We start from the raw sequence: 15,963 nt of genomic DNA, 5'->3' as shown, positions 1-15,963 counted from the left end.
CGCCGCTCCTCACGGAGCCGCCGGTTTCAGGTCTGGCAGGCTCAGCTTGCCAAAGCGGATCGCACGCCGGTGGCGCTTGGCATCTCCGCTGTCCCACACCGCACGAAATTCACCCGGCCCCACCTCGATCAGCGTGGGGTAGGAATTGTGAATGCCTTCATCAAAGAAGTTCTGCTCCGGCCCCCACGCGCCATCAGCGCTGCCCACCTTGTATCGCAGCGCCATTCGGCTGAAGGTCGGGCCGTCATTGTACACATACAGCAGCCTGCCATCGCCGCTGCGGCCATACCAGGCTTCTGAAACAGTATTCCACAGCTCCGGCTCTTCCTGTGCCACGCTCCAGGTGCGCCCGCCATCCGCGCTGCTGCTGGACCACGCACGCGGCGGATTCAGTGCTCCTCCATCCATCAGCTTCCCCTCGGGCACTCCCGTCGAGGTGCGCATCACCATCTTCAGCCGCCCCTGCTTGGCATCCATCACCGCGATCTGCCCTTCATGTAAAAAGGCCTCTTTCCCCTTCGGCAGGGGCACATAGCCGCCCAGGTGCCAGTCCAGCAGGCTGGTGCTTCGAAGCACAAAATGCTCCCTCGTGCCATGCGGATCAGCACGCCGCGTGTTGCGGTGCGCGGGCATCACATACACCGGATGCCCGTCTTCCTCGATGCGTCGGATCTCCCCCAGGATCACCAGAGGTCCCGTGTAGTGCATCGCCAGCTCCACCGGATTCCACGAGCGCCCCCCGTCACCGCTGTACGCTGCCGCCAGGTGCGAGTCCTCGCTGTCCGCATAGTTCAGCGGGCACCTCATCGCAAAGCACCACAGCACCTCCTGTCCTGGTGGTTTGTACAGCACCGCATTGCAGTAGCCAAATTGCATGGCCCCATGCCGCTCCGTGCTGTCAAAGATCGTGCTCGGAATGCTCCAGCTCTGTCCGTCGTCGGTGGACACCACCGCATCAATGCTCCCCATGTCCGTCTTTCCGGCGATGCCCAGCTGGTACGCTGCCACCAGATGCTTATCCTTCCACAGCGCCAGGCTCGGCTGTCCCAGCAGCGCTGCCCGCGGCTCCTGTTCGGCGGTGCGTATCACGCGCACGTCACGCACATCTCCCGTTTCTGCCGCGTAGAGGCACGGTAGCACCATGGACAGGCCGGTGGCAAGGAGACAGCTTTTCATGCGATGAGAGCGAATTGTGGTGAAGGGTGCGTTTCTGTTCTGTCGCGTTTCAGGTCATCCTTTCGACTGCGCACTCCACAGGCTGAGATGGCGAAACTGCGCCCCTTCACCGCGCGCCACCATGCCGATCCGGCCCTTGCGGTCTTTGAAGCGCTCATGCCGCGCTTCCAAAGTGTGATCATCTACTCGCGCCAGCCAGCGGTCACCGCAGACTTCGACGGTGATGCGGTGCCACGCCTCAGGATCGAGCTTCACTTCGATCTTCGTCAGTTCCTCACGGCGCGTTTCCTTGGCGATCCCGCTCATCTTTTGAATCCAGATGGCCGTAGGCGTGATCACGACACGTCCCTGATGCAGGTTCGGCTTGTTCGTGTCACGGCACACAAACCCGATCTGCGGCGAGGCTCCGAGTTTGAATTCACCAGTCAGCACATAGTCTCCCAGCTCCACCAGATGCTCGCACACCGCCTCATGCCCGTTCGGGCGGTTCTTGCTCGGCCCCTCCTGCTTCGCATACGCCGCACCATCCACAATGCTCCACGTGCCGATGCCTGCTCGCCAGCCATCCATGCCAGGCTGCCCTTCCTTCGCAAAGGACTCGGGCCGGTCAAATTTCTCAGCAGCCACCAGTTCTGTCGTCTGGCAGATTTGGGTGGCAGGCGCAGCAGGCGTTTCGGCCGCCGCTTGCTGCAGGCACATCAGTGCCAGGAGGAGGGAAAGAGATTTCATCAGGGGCGGTTCAGGGATTCAGCAGATGATTGCGGCGTGCCTTCCAGTACGCCGCCAGGTGGTAGACGATCCCGCAGCTCGAATTATGCGCGTAGTCAAACCGCCGCAGTAGATCCGCCAGCGCGGTCTGCTGCGCTGCGGAGAGCGCGCCGGGCTCGACCATGAGAAGGATCAGTGCGGACTCCCCGGCTTCACGCGTGATGTGCCAGATCTCGCGAAACGGCCCCCACTGCGGATTCGGGTAGCCTTTTTGATTCTTCCACTCAGGCACTTTCCGCCAGTCCGGCCCGGTCATCCGCATTTCATCCGCACTCTTTTTGCCAATCTGCGCACGCACGCTGTCAAAACGTTTCGCCGCCAGGTCGCGCACATGCATCATCCGTTCATAAATCGTGGCCTTCAGCGCGGCATCCGGCTCCAGTTCATGCAGCACCTCCAGCGAGCACTGCATCTGCAGCAGCGCATAGGCTGGCTTGTTCTCGCCAGGTGCGGCTGATTGCGCGATGGCCTCTGCCGCATGGCGCCTCCAGGCTTCACGGTAGCGCTCTTCACGCGTCACATCCCATGCCGCCGCATAAATCATCGGCAGCCTTGCGGCTTCATGCGCCTGCACATTCCACATGCGGCAGATGCCCAGCGGGCAGCGCGTCCCATCCGCACGGCAGAAATCATAGTCATTCTCCGGCGTCACAAAGGCCAGCATCCGCTCCGCCACGTCTCCCAGCACCACACGGATCTCCTTCTTCATCGCCTCATCCGCCAGCGGGCTGCGGTAATACTGCCACAGCCCATGCACAAAGTGGGTCACTTGGTCACGCGACGAATTGATGTAAACACTCTTCGCATCCTCCGGGCACACATTGCGCGCCACAAAGCCCCGCACCCCATGCACAGTGGTGCACAGCTTCAGCCCCGCAAACACACTCGCCGCCTTCTCTCGCAGTCCCTCCTCGCCTGTCACGGCAAAGCGGTCGCACAGCACACTCAGCATCGCCCCGCCCAGGATCGCGCCATCCTCCATGCCCGTGCTGTATCCACACGGGTTCGGATACTGCCTTTTCACCTCTTCAGCCGTCGGCAGATGCGCCTGTTCCTTGCCCTTGTCGTAGCTGCTCAGGTAGTCGCCAAACGTCTGCACCTGCGGCAGATAAAAGCGGCTCCACGTGACATCCCATGCCTGTGCAATCTGGGTGGAAAGCCCCGGCTCCTCAGCGGGCGCAAGGCTCGCACAGGTCGTGGCAAAGATTAAAGCTAAAAGCGGGCGTGGTTGCATGCGCACGGTGAATTACTGGGGCCACTTTCCGTCGACCATGGGTTTCAGCTCCAGCTTGGCCGGATCAATCACCACATGCTTCGCCTTCTGGCGCTTCCACGTGTATGTCATGTGCACCAGCCCGTCGCTCGTCTGAATGATCGCCGGATAGCTGAATTCCTTCTTCGGCTCGTCTTCCAGCACAAGTGCCGCTTCCCAGGTCTGCCCATCCTTGCTCACCGCCAGGTTCAGCGGGCTGCGGCCTTTGGCGGTATGGTTGTAGATCAGCAGATGCCTCCCATCCTTCAGCGTCACCGCATCCGTTCCCGAATTCGGATTCGGCAGTTCCGTTAGCGAGATCTCACCCCAGGTCTTGCCAAGGTCATTGGAGCTGATCTGGAAGACTTTCCCCTGCCGCGTCCGGCCGATGGCCTGAATCTTCTCACCACCCAGCTCCAGAATGCTCGGCTGGATCGCACTCACCTTCAGCCCGTCGTGCAGCAGTTCCGTGCGCTGCCACGTTTTGCCCAGGTCGCTCGTCCGCTCAAAGTAGATCGCCCACGCGCTCGGCTTGGTGTCAGTCTCATTGCTCGTCGGGCACAGGATGTCGCCATTCGGCAGTTGCACCGGCTTGTTCTTGATCGGGCCAAAGATTCCCTTCGGCAGCTTCTGCGCCGCCGACCACGTCTTGCCGCCATCCGTCGAGGTCTTTAGCTCACCCCACCACGTGCTGGGGGAGGGGCCCACCTTGTAAAACAGCATCAGCGGAGCATTGCGCGGCTGAAACAGCACAGGATTCCACGTCGGGTGGCGCGTGCCATCCGGTTGCACGCCATTGGCCGTTTCAACACTCTCCGTCCACTTCCCATCCACCAGTCGTGACACCCAGATGCACACATCCGGATTTTTCTCCGCCGTGCCGCCAAACCACGCCGAAACCATCCCCGTCGGCGTCTCCACGATCGTCGTCGCATGCACCGAGGGGTACGGCCCTGTGTCATAGATGTACTCCGTCTTCAGCACTCCTGGCTGCGGTTTGGCAGCTCCCAGCCATTCCCAGGAGGTCAGCTCATGCGTCCGGTCCAGCTTGTGCCACACCACCACCGCCGCCTGCTTTGGCGTGCTGCCATCCAGCACATTCAGCACCAGCTTGAAGTTCATTCCGGCCACCACCTGGCTTTCTGCACTTGCGATGCCTTCCATCTTCAGCTTCGGATCCTTCGTCTTCACCGCAAACTCCGCAGCGGCAAGCGCCTCCTTGTCTCTTGGAGAAAGGACGCTGAAACCTCCGGGTATCTGTGCGTGGAGATCGCATTGGATCAGCAGGAAGATGGCAAGGTAGAGTAGCGAGACAAATTTCATTGTGTTTGGGTTTTAAGAGATCAATCCCAGCTTCACAAGCCTTTCACGAATCATCGCCCTTTCAGGCTCACGGAATCGCTGAAACGGCTCCGCCATGTGGTCTTCGCAGATGCCCAGCAGCGACAGCCCGCACTTGATCCCCTTGATGATCGCGGACTTGTGCCTGCCCACCGTATAAATGCTCCCCGCCAGCTGCATCACCTGCGCATGCAGTTCGCGCGTGCGCTTCAAATCTTGAGCTGCGGCCGCCTGATACATTTCCACATACAGCCTCGGGTTCAGATTCGCCCCACCGTTGATGCCCCCATGCCCTCCCAGCAGCACCGCTTCCGCAGTGAGTTCCTCAGGCCCCACCAGCACGCTCCAGTCCGCACGCTGTTTCGCCACCTCAATCAGCCGGTGAAAGTAGATCATGTCACAGGAGCTGTCCTTCACCCCGCAGACACCAGGCATGTCTAGCGCCCGGCGCACCAGGTCGATCTCAAAGCTCACCTTTGTCAGACCCGGCATGTTGTACAAAAACATCGGCAGCGGCATCTCCGCCACCAGATCCTGGATGTACTCCTGCATCTCCGGCGGCGCGGCAGGGAAGTAGTAGGGCGGCGCGGTCACCACATGCGTCGCTCCGGCCTCCGCGCTGTGCTTGGCCAGGTTCACACTCTCCGTAAATGAAGTGTCCGTGATCCCCACCAGCACCGGCACACGTCCCGCAGTCTGCTTGCAGGTGCGCTCGATCAGCTCACGGCGCAGCCGGTAGCTCAGGCTCGGGCCTTCACCTGTGGTCCCGAGAATGAACAGGCCGGAGACACCTCCACCGATCAGATGCTCGATCAGCCGCTCCAAACCGGCGCAGTCAAGTGTGTCGCGATCACGCAATGGGGTGACGAGTGGGGGAATGATGCCGCTAAGTGGTTGGGACATGCCTGAAAAGGGACTCGGGACCGGCCTTCAAGGCAACCACTCACTGCGTTGAATGTTTGCCAACGGCATGACGATTCTTGACTCTTTCTCGCAAGAATCTCCGCATTCACGGCTTTGAAAGTTGTCCCCCAACCATGCCAGCCACCGACCAGGCAGACTATTTCTCCAAGCAAGTCGTGCGTACGCGCCGCTTTTTCCTTCCAGACTGGGAGAAGCGCCCGCATGACGAGATGCATCTCTGCCTCGTTGGCGGTGGCTGCGAGTGGTGCGCACCCGACTTCGTCGTGGACCGCCGCAGCTTTCCGTTCATGGCCTTTGAGTTCGTTTCCAAAGGGCGCGGCAGCGTCACGCTGGCAGATCAGGCACACGAGCTGGAGGCCGGCCACGCCTTTATCTTCGACTCCACCACGCCCCAGGTCATCCGCAGCGCTGCGGACGACCCCATGGTGAAGTACTTCTTCAACTTCACCGGCCAGCGCGCTCTCCGGCTGATGAGCGATCTTGATCTCCCGCCCGGCAGCGTTCTCCGTGTTGCAGATGCCTCCCGCGTGGTCTCCCTGCTGGAGGAGGTCATCGACCACGCGCTGCGCGGCGGCCGCTTCGGTCTGCGGGCCGCATCCGCCGCACTCGAGCACGCCCTCGTTCTCTGCGCAGACTCCCGCCAGTCCGCCACCACCAAGATCGACCCCGCCTACGCCACCTACCTCCGCTGCCGTGGCCATCTCCTGCGCAATTACCCGGTGCTCAGCAGCATCGAGCAGGCCGCCAAAGCCTGCCACGTCTCCGCCGCCTACTTCACCCGGCTGTTTCAGCGCTACGACACCGAAACACCCCTCGCCTGCCTCACCCGGCTCAAGCTCTCCCAGGCCGCCATCAAGCTCCGTCAGCCCGATGCCCTCGTGAAAGCTGTCGCCGCCGAGCTCGGTTACAAGTCCGCCGCACATTTCTCGCGCGCATTCAAATCTTGGAGTGGAAGATCGCCTCGTGGTGGTTGAAATGCGAAAAGAACGTTGCATGTTCATTTGTCCACCATTTCCCTCCACCCATGCTTTCCTTCCTCAAAATCCGCAATCTGGCCCTCGTTGAAGATGTGACCTGGGATTTGGCGGCCGGTTTGATCGGAGTCACAGGCGAGACCGGCGCGGGTAAATCCATCATCGTGGGCGCCTTGAAGCTGATTTTGGGCGAACGCGCAGACCGCAGCCTCATCCGCAACGGCCAGGACGCCTGCACGGTCGAGGCCAGCTTCCACCTCAAAAACACCGCTGCCATCGACGCCGTGCTCGAAGAGGCCGGACTCGACCCCTGCCAGGATGGCGAGCTCCTCATCAAGCGCACCATCAGTGCCAGCGGGGCGAATAAACAGTTCGTCAATTGCTCCCCCGTCACCATCCAGGTGCTCAAGAGCCTCGGCGAATTCCTCGTCGATCTTCACGGCCCCCACGATCACCAGTCGCTGAACTCCCGCGAGCGCCAGCTCGAGATGCTCGACAAATACTCTGGCATCGAAGACCTCCTGGGCAAATACCAGGCCGCCTGGAAGCTCTGGCGCACCGCAGCCACCGAGCTCGATGAACTCGAAAACTCCGAGCGCGCCAGCAGCCAGCAGATCGACATGCTCAAATTCCAGGCCAACGAGATCGCCGCCGCCAACCTCAAACCCGGCGAGGAGGAGGAGATCGAAGCCCGCCACCGCATCGCCGCCAACGGCGCACGCCTCGCCGAGCTCTGCGGCAGCATCACCAGCCGCCTCAGCGAGGGAGAGGGCAGCATCATCGACGGCCTCCGCGAGCTCGGCCGCAGCATCCACGAGCTGGAAAAAATCGACCCCGCCACCGCCACCATGTTTGAAGGCTTCAAGTCGGCTCAAATCGAACTGACCGAGTTGGAAAGCAGCGTGCAGGACTACGCAGACGATCTGGAAATCGACGGCGCTGAGCTGGACAAGCTCGAAAGCCGCATCCACACCATCCAGACCCTCAAGCGCAAATACGGCCGCACCATCGCCGAGATACTCGAGTTCCTCGCCGAAACCGAGCGCAAGCTCGCCAAAATGGAAAACCGCGGCGAGGAGATTGCCAGACTGCAGCAGCTCGTCAAAGAACGCGAAGCCGATGTCCTCAAGCTCGGCAAACAGCTCTCAAAGAAGCGCACCGATGCCGCCCCCAAACTCGCCAAGGAAGTCGCCACACACCTCGCAGACCTCGGCTTCAAGCGCAGCGTTTTCGAGGCACAGCTCGCAGTTTTGCCTGCTCCCGAGCGCAACGGCCTCGAAGAAGTGGACTTCCACTTCGCGCCCAATCCCGGCGAACCCTCCAAACCCCTCCGCCTCACCGCCTCCAGCGGCGAAATGTCCCGCGTGCTTCTCGCCGTGAAAAGCGCCCTCGCCAAGCAGGACGCGGTTCCCCTCCTCGTCTTTGATGAAATCGACGCCAATGTCGGCGGCAATATTGCCGAGGCTGTCGGCCGCAAGATGGCCGCTCTGGGGGCCACGCATCAGGTCATCGCCATCACGCACTTCCCGCAGGTCGCCTCGCTCGCGCAAAGCCACTTCGTCGTCACCAAGGAAATCACTGGCAACACCACCCGCTCACAGATCCAGCCCGTCAGCGACGAGCAGCGTGTCAATGAGCTCGCACGCATGCTTGGCGGCAGTGCCGAGAGCGCGCGCGTGCATGCCCTCAGCCTGCTCAAAGGCGCTGCCTGAGCCTACACCATCAAGGCCATGCGTGGCGGGCGGCCCTTCACACGGCTCAGCGTGGCACGCAGGGCCAGTGATCCCAGCTGCGTCTGCGGATTCCAGCCCTTGGGGGCCTTCTTTGCGGCGCTGGTCCAGACCATCCCGCCGGCGATCCACTGCTGGCGGAAATCATCGTAGCTGACGCCCTTGTCGTCGTCAGTGACGCCAAACTGGAATCCGCAGCACGCGCAGATTTCCATCGATGCGCCCCCGGTGCGGTTGCGTGGCGGCTCTGCGAGCTTGTCATAGCCGCAGACGGGGCAGAAGTTGGGGTTTGTTTTCATGGTTGGTTGTTTGGAATTTTCGCAGGGCTTTGGTCAGCGTTCGAAAAAGCGAAGATGGGTTGCCTTCACTGTTTGCCCGGGCTGGCGTTGCCAGTAGCTGACACTGCCAGGCTTGAAAAAAGTCTTGGTCCTGCCGGCGTTGTTGTATGCACCAAATACGCCCGTCGCCGGATCAAAGACGCGCAGCGTTCCGTCTGTGCGGTCCAGCTTCATCGGCAGATCCTCAGTGCGGGCACGCTGGAGAAATCGCCACGCCTGGGCCGCGTACTCTTCCGGCGATTTGCTCCCGAAGTCGCGCCCATGGCGGTCATAGTGATCCTGCAGTGAGTCCAGGTGTCCCCACGTCTCGCGGGCACTCGGAGCTTTTGCCGCGGCGTCCGTCTGCTCCCTGTCCTTTTTCCCCGGGGCGATGACATCCAGCACACGACGCACCAGCGAAGGCTGGGGCGTTGCAGTCGCCGCCGCAGCTCCTGCAGTGGTGAAGGACCCTCCCGCCAGTCGCGTCCGAGCGCTGCCGACGCTGAAGTAATACGTGGTGGCCGGAGTCAGGGCTTCCAGCTTGATCGTATGCTCCCGCGTCACCGCACCTTCCGCCTTGCGGTCAAGCGCCGCAGCGGTCTGCCCGTATTGCAGTCGCGTGCCGCATTCCACATCGGTGCGCCACTGGATGGTGGCGGTGCTCTCAGTGGTTGTCGTCTGCACTGGCCCGGTCAGTTCAACAGCACGGATCAGCGTGCCACTAAGACACGCAATCATGCAGACAACCCAATGACCGAAAGTTCTCATTATAAATGTGACACTCGATGCATCTATAGTGTGACAGTCTTAAGGGAAGACCGTTCAAACAGTGAGATGCACATGCCCTTCCATTCGCTCATCTCACGTATGAGTCAATACACTCTCGCAAAACGATATGAATCGTCCTGGCTGAATAAATGTTTTACAAGTTTAGGCTAAATGCCTAATTCTTGTGCTGCTTGGCGGTGTCGCGGGAGGCGCGATCACCGGCAGCTTGAATCCTTGAGAATCAAGCAGAATACCGTCCATGCCGCTCTCCGCTCATCCATTTCCATGCAGACTCGATGTGCTCCCGCGGGTCTTTGTGAAGCGCTTCCCACTGAATAATTTCTTTAGCCAATTTAGGCTCTGCGATGAGCTCTGAGGGGTCTCCCGCACGGCGCGGCCCAAAACTCACAGGAATTTTCTTCCCCGTCACCTCTTCCGCCGTCGTGATGATTTCCTTCACACTGAACCCTCTTCCCGTGCCCAGATTGACCGCGACTGTTTCACCGCCTTTTCTCAGATAGCTCAATGCCAGCGCATGGGCTGAGGCCAGATCACACACATGGATGTAATCGCGAATGCACGTGCCATCAGGCGTCGCATAGTCGGTGCCAAACACCGTGATGTTTTCGATCTCCCCCGTCGCCGCCATCAAAATTCGCGGGATCAGATGCGTCTCAGGATTGTGATCTTCACCAATCTCACCGCTCGGATGGCATCCGCTCGCATTGAAGTATCTCAGAAACACACTTTTCAGCCCCCACGCATGGCCGCAGTCGCGCAGCACTCGCTCCAGCATCCACTTGCTCGCACCATACGGATTCACCGGCGCTTGCGGATGTGTTTCATCGATCGGGATTCTCACCGGGTCGCCATACGTTGCGCAGGTGGACGAAAAAATGAAACGTTTGCACCCGTGGCGCTGCATGGCTTCAAGAAGCGTCAGCGGTGCGGCAAGATTGTTCCGGTAATACTTCAGGGGATCAGTCACCGATTCCCCCACGTACGCAAACGCCGCGAAATGCAGCACTGCCTCCGGCTGGTGCTCCGAGAAAACTTTCTCCAGCAGCGCGGCGTCGGCCATGTCTCCTTCCACAAAGCTCACCCGGTCCAGGGGCAGCGCCTCACGATGTCCGAAGACAAGGTTGTCCAGCACCACCACACGTTCGTTTTGTTCCAGCAAATGACGCACGGTGTGCGAGCCGATGTAACCTGCGCCGCCGGTGATGAGGAGTGTTCCTTTTGACATGGGGGTAAATACAGCAGCCGTGGAGCCTGCTGCCAAACAAAGATTGTCTTAAATTCATCTGAGCAAATGATCCGGCCTCACTTGCCCTCCTGCTTCTTCTCCAGGGCCGATTTCATCACCTCCAGCTGGCTGTTCACCTTTTTCGATTCAGACGTCAGGCGCTCCATGAGCACCTTCACCACTTCACGGCTGTTCTTGTTGAAGCCCAGGATGAAGATCATGCCAAAGAACAGCAGCCACCCGGGGCCAAACTGAAATTTTTTGTTCGGAGAGGCACTCATGGCGCTTTAGGCAGCGGAACCTGCACCGGATGCATCAGGTAGGCAATCAGATCGCGCACCTGCTCCGGGCCAAAGGCCAGCAGCAGACCCTCCGGCATCATGGAAAGCGGCGACGCCTCCTGCTTGGTGATGTCCGCACGGTCCAGCGTCATCGTCTCCGTCATCGTCCGCAGCGTGATCGTGCGCGCATTCGACTCCGTCACCACCCCGCTCAGCACTCGCCCGTCCTTGTGCGTCAGCAGGCTCATGCGGTAGTCCGCGCTCACCACCCCGCTCGGGTCCGCAATGTTCTCCAGCAGATAGTCCAGATTCGCACGTCCAGATCCCGTCAGGTCAGGCCCGATCTTCCCGCCCTGCCCATACATCATGTGGCACGATCCGCAGATCGCCGTGAAGAGCATTCGCCCCTGGCTCAGGTTCGCCTTCGCCAGCGTCGCTGGCGTCAGCTGCTTCTTCACCTTCTCGATCAGCTCCTTTTTGTCCGCAGCCGACTCCCGCAGCTCGCCCCACGCCTCCACCAGCTCCTTGCTCAGCGCCTCATCTTTAAACGCCGCGATCTGCCGCGCATGGAACGCGCTCAAGTCCGCTCTTGGGATCTTGCCCGCCGACATGTCCTTCAGCAGCGCCCTCGCAAAAGCCGGGCGCGACACCAGCGTGTCGATCACCGTCGTCCGCTCCGCTGGTGCAAATTTCTTGTAGCTCGCCGCCAGCCTCGTGCCGATCTCCGGATCATCAAACAGCGCCAGCCCGCGCACTGCCGTCACATTCAGCCCCCGCACCTCCAGCAGCTGCGTGCAGATCGCGCGCAGATCATCCGGCTTGTTCTCGATCAGCGTCTTCAGCGCAGCCTCTCGCGCCGCCAGATCCGCCTTCTCATCCAGCGCCATCTTCTTCACATCATCCAGCGCCCTTCCATCGCCAAACAGGATGCTCAGCTCCTGCACGAGCTTCCTGTCCGCCTCCGCCTTGCCCGCCGTGCTGGCAAATCCATCCCACGCCTCCGGCTTCGCCGCCTTCCGTATCCCCTTAAATGCCTCCGCCATCCCCTCAAGAATCATCCCCGCCTGCTCCGCCTTCGCACCCGCCAGCAGCGCATTCAGTGCCTCCGGCTGTGTCGCCAGGCTCCGCGTCATCCACTTCAGCGTCTTCGGCCACATGCACTCCTTCGCCAGCTTCACCAGCGCCATCGGGTCCTGCTTTGCCAGCGGCGAAATGCCATACCATACCAGATACGGCAGGAAGGGGTCGTTCGCGTCCTCCGCATGTGCCAGCAGCGCCGCTCCCAGCTCCGCGCGCTTGCTCACCGGCAGCCGCTGCAGCGTGCTCGCCAGCGTCAGCCTCACAAAGCTCGACTTCTCCTCCCGCGCCATCTTCACCGCATCAAATCCCAGCTCCGGATAAACCGCTCCTTCCATCGGCCCCGGAATCGCATCCAGCGGCGAGAACTGCGTCAGCTCACGGATCGCCAGCGCACGCGCATGCTCGTCGGCCGAGTTCAGGTCCGCCTTAGGCCACGCCTTCTTCCACGCAAACGGCACCTCCGCCTTCTTTGCCTCACCATGGCTCACGCGGAAAATGCGCCCGCTCGTGCGGTGCACCCCTGTGGACTCATGGCACTCGCCCGTGTCACTCCAGTCCAGGATGAACCCGCTGCCATCCGGCCCCGTGCTGATCTCAATTCCCCGGAACCACGGATCATCGCTCAGAAACACATCCGGCTCATGCTTGCCCACATACCCGCTCCCGTTGCGCTCCAGCCGCTCCACATTTGCGCGGCGGCCATGCATGTTCAGCGTGAAAAGCTTCCCTTGGTACTCCTTCGGCCACTGCTCCGCTTGATAAATCATCATCCCGATGTGCGCATGCCCGCCGCCCAGGCTGTTCGCCTTCCCATCGCGCGATGCCGTCCAGCTCCCGCTCCGGTCGTAGTGGTAGTGATCCGCGATCGTGTCCAGCTTCTCATACACATACGGGTTCGCATTGCTCGAGTCCATCAGGTGCGCCCCGTGGATCAGGTGCCACAGATGCCCCGTCACCGTGTTGATGAAAAACATCTCCCCGTTCGCATCCCAGTCATGCCCCCACGGGTTCGTCGTCCCATGCGTCAGCACCTCCACCACTTTCTTCTCCGGGTGGTAGCGCCAGATCCCGCCCTTCATCGGCACACGCTTCTCCTCCGCCGTTCCCGGCACACCCAGCTTCCCTGGGCAAGAGTGCCCGCAGCGTCCATACAGCCATCCATCGGGCGCCAGGCGCAGCCCGTTGGCAAAGTTGTGGTAGTTGTCCTTTGCCACCGTAAACCCATCCAGCACCACCTCTGGCTCGCCATCCGGCACATCGTCATGATTCCGGTCCGCGATGAAGAGCACCTGCGGCGGGCACATCAGCCACACCCCGTCGCGTCCCACCTCCACGCTCGTCAGCATCTGCACATCCTCGGTAAAGACCTTCCGCGTCTCCGCCACACCGTCCCAGTCCTTGTCTTCGAGGATAATGACGCGGTCCTTCAGGCTCAGGTCAAAGCGCTTCGTCCGCTCCGCATACGTGTAGTTCTCCGCCACCCACATGCGGCCACGCGTGTCCCAGCTCATCCCCACCGGATTCTGCACATCCGGCTCCGCCGCAAACAGCGTCGCCTTAAATCCCTCCGGCACCTTCAGCATCTTCAGCGCCTCCCCAGCCGGCGTCGGCTGCGGATTCCCCGGATCACTGTTATACAGCGCAGGAAAATCAGCAGCAGACGCGAGCGACGAAAAGAGCAGGGCAAACAATACAGGCTTCATGGGAGCCCAAAGCCTATTGCGGACTCCCCCCCTGACAAGACCCTCCACAAATTATTAATCCGCCAAATGTGCCTCCATCGCAGCTCGCTTGTCTTGACACAAAGTCTGCGTCGCCCTCAGTCTCAACTCAACCGCCAGCCGTTTTCTGATGCACCTGCTCGCCCATGCGGCCTCCCAATTCATGATGTTGCTAGGCAAAGTGTACCTTCTCTCAGTTCCAATGGCCTTGCTTTCCGCTCTGTTGCTTGGGTGGCCGCGCCGACGCTCGTTCGCCAAATGGCTCGCCTTCGCATCACTTGTCATATCACTGCCTGTACTGGGCATTCTGCCGTTCCTGCCTTCTGTTCTTGGTGGCGATGCCGCAGGCGTGGTTTTGCTGTTGCTGGTATCCCCCTGCATATCTGCGGTAGTGTTGATCATGGTGAAACGATTGCAAAAAGGATGACTGGCAGAATTGCCCGGTAGGTTTCGATCACTCTCTGTCACATCGCCGCAGCCCAGCGCGGCGTGAACCGCTCATTCCATAGGTCGTCTGGATCCTCGCCCTCTACACACGCTGCATCATTCCTCCAGCTGATCCCCCAAGGGAATCCCAGCAGGTAGCCAGGAGGGCGCAGCCCCCTGGAAAGCTCACACCTCTCCCTCACCCAAGATCGCATACCGGAGGCATGCCAGCATCCCACACGCCTCCGTCAAATAGTCGTAAACCACTTTTAGCCCTCTCTCTGCTCATCAGCCCCAAAGGGGCGTCGGATTCAGCCCAGGGAGCAGTCGCGCAGCGACAAGCCCTGGGTCAACCGTACAAACACCCGGGGAAGCAAACCCAGCGCTTCGCCACCCCACACCAGGCCCCAGCAGCGTCTGCACTGCGTCCCGCCACGCATCTGCTCCGCAAACACCCATCGCCCTCGCCTCACCATTCGCTGCCTCCAAATCTCTCATTCGCCCCATCACCCTCTCCACTCCCACACCTCCGGCCAACAACCGTCAACGATCGTAAACAACCTCTAGCTCTCTAATTCGCTGCTCATCAGCCCCAAAGGGGCGTCGGATTCAGCCCAGGGAGCAGTCGCGCAGCGACAAGCCCTGGGTCAACCGTACAAACACCCGGGGAAGCAAACCCAGCGCTTCGCCACCCCACACCAGGCCCCAGCAGCGTCTGCACTGCGTCCCGCCACGCATCTGCTCCGCAAACACCCATCGCCCTCGCCTCACCATTCGCTGCCTCCAAATCTCTCATTCGCCCCATCACCCTCTCCACTCCCACACCTCCGGCCAACAACCGTCAACAATCGTAAACAACGGTCAACTCCCCCCTCACCCCCGAATCAGCCACACCGCCGCAAACGCCGTCAGCCAGAACAGCACATTCTCAAACACCTTCTGCGGCAGCCGCTTCAAAATCCACCACCCAATCACGACCCCCACCACCACGCACGGCATCAGTGTCACATTCGTCATCAGCGACCTCCCATTGATGATCCCCAGATCCGTGCTGAACGGCACCTTGAACAGATTGATGAAAAGAAAGAACCGGCTGAACACCCCCAGGTACTCCTTCTTCTCCAGGTGCTGCGCCAGCAGGTACACCGTCATCACCGGCCCCGCCGCATTCGCCAGCATCGTCACCACCCCGGCCAGAAACCCCATCGACCACGTGAAGACCTTGTGCTCTGTCAGCGCCAGAAAATCCTGCCGCCTCTTGTTCAGCACGTAGTTAAAGACCAGCAGCACAATGATGATCCACCCGATCACAATGCGCGCCATCGAGTTGTCAAACTTCCCCAGCAGCAGCCACCCCACCACCACCCCCGCAATCGCCGGCGGCACCATCGGCACGATCCGCCGCCAGCTCCCCCCCTTGCGGTTGATGATGAACCCCATGAAATCCGCCGCGATCAGCATCGGCAGGATCACCCCCACCGACTGCTTCGCCCCAAAGATCTGCGCCATCAGCACTACATTCAGCGTCGACGTCCCCGACAGCCCCGCCTTCGACATCCCGATGCACATCGCCCCCAGCGCCGCCAGCACAAGTTGCCAGGTGTCTGCGGGCAGGAGCGTGTGTTCAGTAAGCCAGTTCATCGGGCCCTGACGAATGCCGCATGCCACATCCCTCACAAGCCCCGATTCACTCCTCCATCACTTTTTCCCACACCGCCGCCATTCCAGCCCTGCGCGGCGGGGTCCGCACTCTCCGAGTGCGGCTCCCATCTCGTTCCTCCATCCACAGCTCTCACTACACCCATGACAGCCAGCCCGTGAAGTACGACGGGCACTCCTTGTATGATGGGGTTGTTCTGCAATCGTGATTGCGGCTAAGCTGGCCGCAGGCTGGATGCTGCGGCAGGCTGGCCCTTTACACCAACCTGCCGCAGAGCGTTCCGGGGAGCCTGCGGGCAC

Annotated in this window: 14 protein-coding genes; 3 read left to right on the top strand and 11 right to left on the bottom strand. The window is 60.9% G+C overall.

What is annotated here, in order from left to right:
• Positions 1-9: 9 nt before the first annotated feature.
• From ACFQDI_RS14215 to ACFQDI_RS14195, 5 genes are read right to left on the bottom strand one after another with little or no spacing between them, the layout of a single operon-like run.
• A complete protein-coding gene (locus ACFQDI_RS14215) occupies positions 10-1,176 on the bottom strand; it encodes a sialidase family protein (RefSeq protein ID WP_377167827.1) in 1,167 nt (388 codons plus the stop codon).
• A gap of 54 nt (positions 1,177-1,230) precedes the next feature.
• Positions 1,231-1,905: a hypothetical protein gene (locus ACFQDI_RS14210; protein WP_377167824.1), complete on the bottom strand. Its 675-nt coding sequence runs from the start codon at positions 1,903-1,905 to the stop codon at positions 1,231-1,233.
• Positions 1,906-1,915: 10 nt separating this feature from the next.
• Entirely contained in the window at positions 1,916-3,178 is a 1,263-nt protein-coding gene (locus tag ACFQDI_RS14205; RefSeq protein WP_377167821.1) for a hypothetical protein, read from the bottom strand.
• Between the two features lie 12 nt (positions 3,179-3,190).
• Positions 3,191-4,519 carry an exo-alpha-sialidase gene (locus ACFQDI_RS14200; RefSeq protein WP_377167818.1) on the bottom strand — a complete coding sequence of 443 codons (1,329 nt, stop codon included), beginning with the start codon at positions 4,517-4,519 and terminating at the stop codon, positions 3,191-3,193.
• Positions 4,520-4,531: 12 nt separating this feature from the next.
• Entirely contained in the window at positions 4,532-5,440 is a 909-nt protein-coding gene (locus ACFQDI_RS14195) for a dihydrodipicolinate synthase family protein (RefSeq protein ID WP_377167815.1), read from the bottom strand.
• 134 nt (positions 5,441-5,574) lie between these two features.
• Here ACFQDI_RS14195 and ACFQDI_RS14190 point away from each other — a divergent pair, with 134 nt between their 5' ends.
• The gene (locus ACFQDI_RS14190; RefSeq protein ID WP_377167812.1) at positions 5,575-6,435 is read left to right on the top strand and encodes a helix-turn-helix transcriptional regulator; all 861 of its coding nucleotides are present in this window, start codon (positions 5,575-5,577) and stop codon (positions 6,433-6,435) included.
• A 50-nt stretch (positions 6,436-6,485) separates the two neighbouring features.
• A complete protein-coding gene (gene recN, locus ACFQDI_RS14185; protein WP_377167809.1) occupies positions 6,486-8,147 on the top strand; it encodes a DNA repair protein RecN in 1,662 nt (553 codons plus the stop codon).
• Between the two features lie 2 nt (positions 8,148-8,149).
• Here the strand turns inward: recN and ACFQDI_RS14180 are convergent, their stop codons facing one another.
• The 5 genes from ACFQDI_RS14180 to ACFQDI_RS14160 form a co-directional block, all read right to left on the bottom strand.
• Positions 8,150-8,464 carry a hypothetical protein gene (locus ACFQDI_RS14180; protein WP_377167806.1) on the bottom strand — a complete coding sequence of 105 codons (315 nt, stop codon included), beginning with the start codon at positions 8,462-8,464 and terminating at the stop codon, positions 8,150-8,152.
• Positions 8,465-8,497: 33 nt separating this feature from the next.
• On the bottom strand, positions 8,498-9,220 hold the full coding sequence (locus ACFQDI_RS14175; RefSeq protein ID WP_377167803.1) for a fibronectin type III domain-containing protein: 723 nt from the start codon (positions 9,218-9,220) through the stop codon (positions 8,498-8,500).
• A gap of 271 nt (positions 9,221-9,491) precedes the next feature.
• Complete coding sequence (galE, locus tag ACFQDI_RS14170) at positions 9,492-10,496, bottom strand: UDP-glucose 4-epimerase GalE (RefSeq protein ID WP_377167800.1); 1,005 nt, start codon at positions 10,494-10,496, stop codon at positions 9,492-9,494.
• A 77-nt stretch (positions 10,497-10,573) separates the two neighbouring features.
• The gene (locus tag ACFQDI_RS14165) at positions 10,574-10,777 is read right to left on the bottom strand and encodes a hypothetical protein (protein ID WP_377167797.1); all 204 of its coding nucleotides are present in this window, start codon (positions 10,775-10,777) and stop codon (positions 10,574-10,576) included.
• On the bottom strand, positions 10,774-13,560 hold the full coding sequence (locus tag ACFQDI_RS14160; protein WP_377167794.1) for a PVC-type heme-binding CxxCH protein: 2,787 nt from the start codon (positions 13,558-13,560) through the stop codon (positions 10,774-10,776). The genes ACFQDI_RS14165 and ACFQDI_RS14160 overlap by 4 nt, the downstream gene beginning before the upstream one ends.
• A 148-nt stretch (positions 13,561-13,708) precedes the next feature.
• On the opposite strand from ACFQDI_RS14160, the gene ACFQDI_RS14155 reads away from it, so the two are divergent.
• Complete coding sequence (locus tag ACFQDI_RS14155) at positions 13,709-14,005, top strand: hypothetical protein (protein WP_377167791.1); 297 nt, start codon at positions 13,709-13,711, stop codon at positions 14,003-14,005.
• Between the two features lie 872 nt (positions 14,006-14,877).
• Here the strand turns inward: ACFQDI_RS14155 and ACFQDI_RS14150 are convergent.
• Positions 14,878-15,645 carry a sulfite exporter TauE/SafE family protein gene (locus tag ACFQDI_RS14150; RefSeq protein WP_377167789.1) on the bottom strand — a complete coding sequence of 256 codons (768 nt, stop codon included), beginning with the start codon at positions 15,643-15,645 and terminating at the stop codon, positions 14,878-14,880.
• Positions 15,646-15,963: the final 318 nt, after the last annotated feature.

Origin of the sequence: Prosthecobacter fluviatilis (genome assembly GCF_042655725.1) — a bacterium.
GTDB lineage: Bacteria > Verrucomicrobiota > Verrucomicrobiia > Verrucomicrobiales > Verrucomicrobiaceae > Prosthecobacter > Prosthecobacter fluviatilis.
This window is presented reverse-complemented; position numbering and strand designations above follow the sequence as displayed.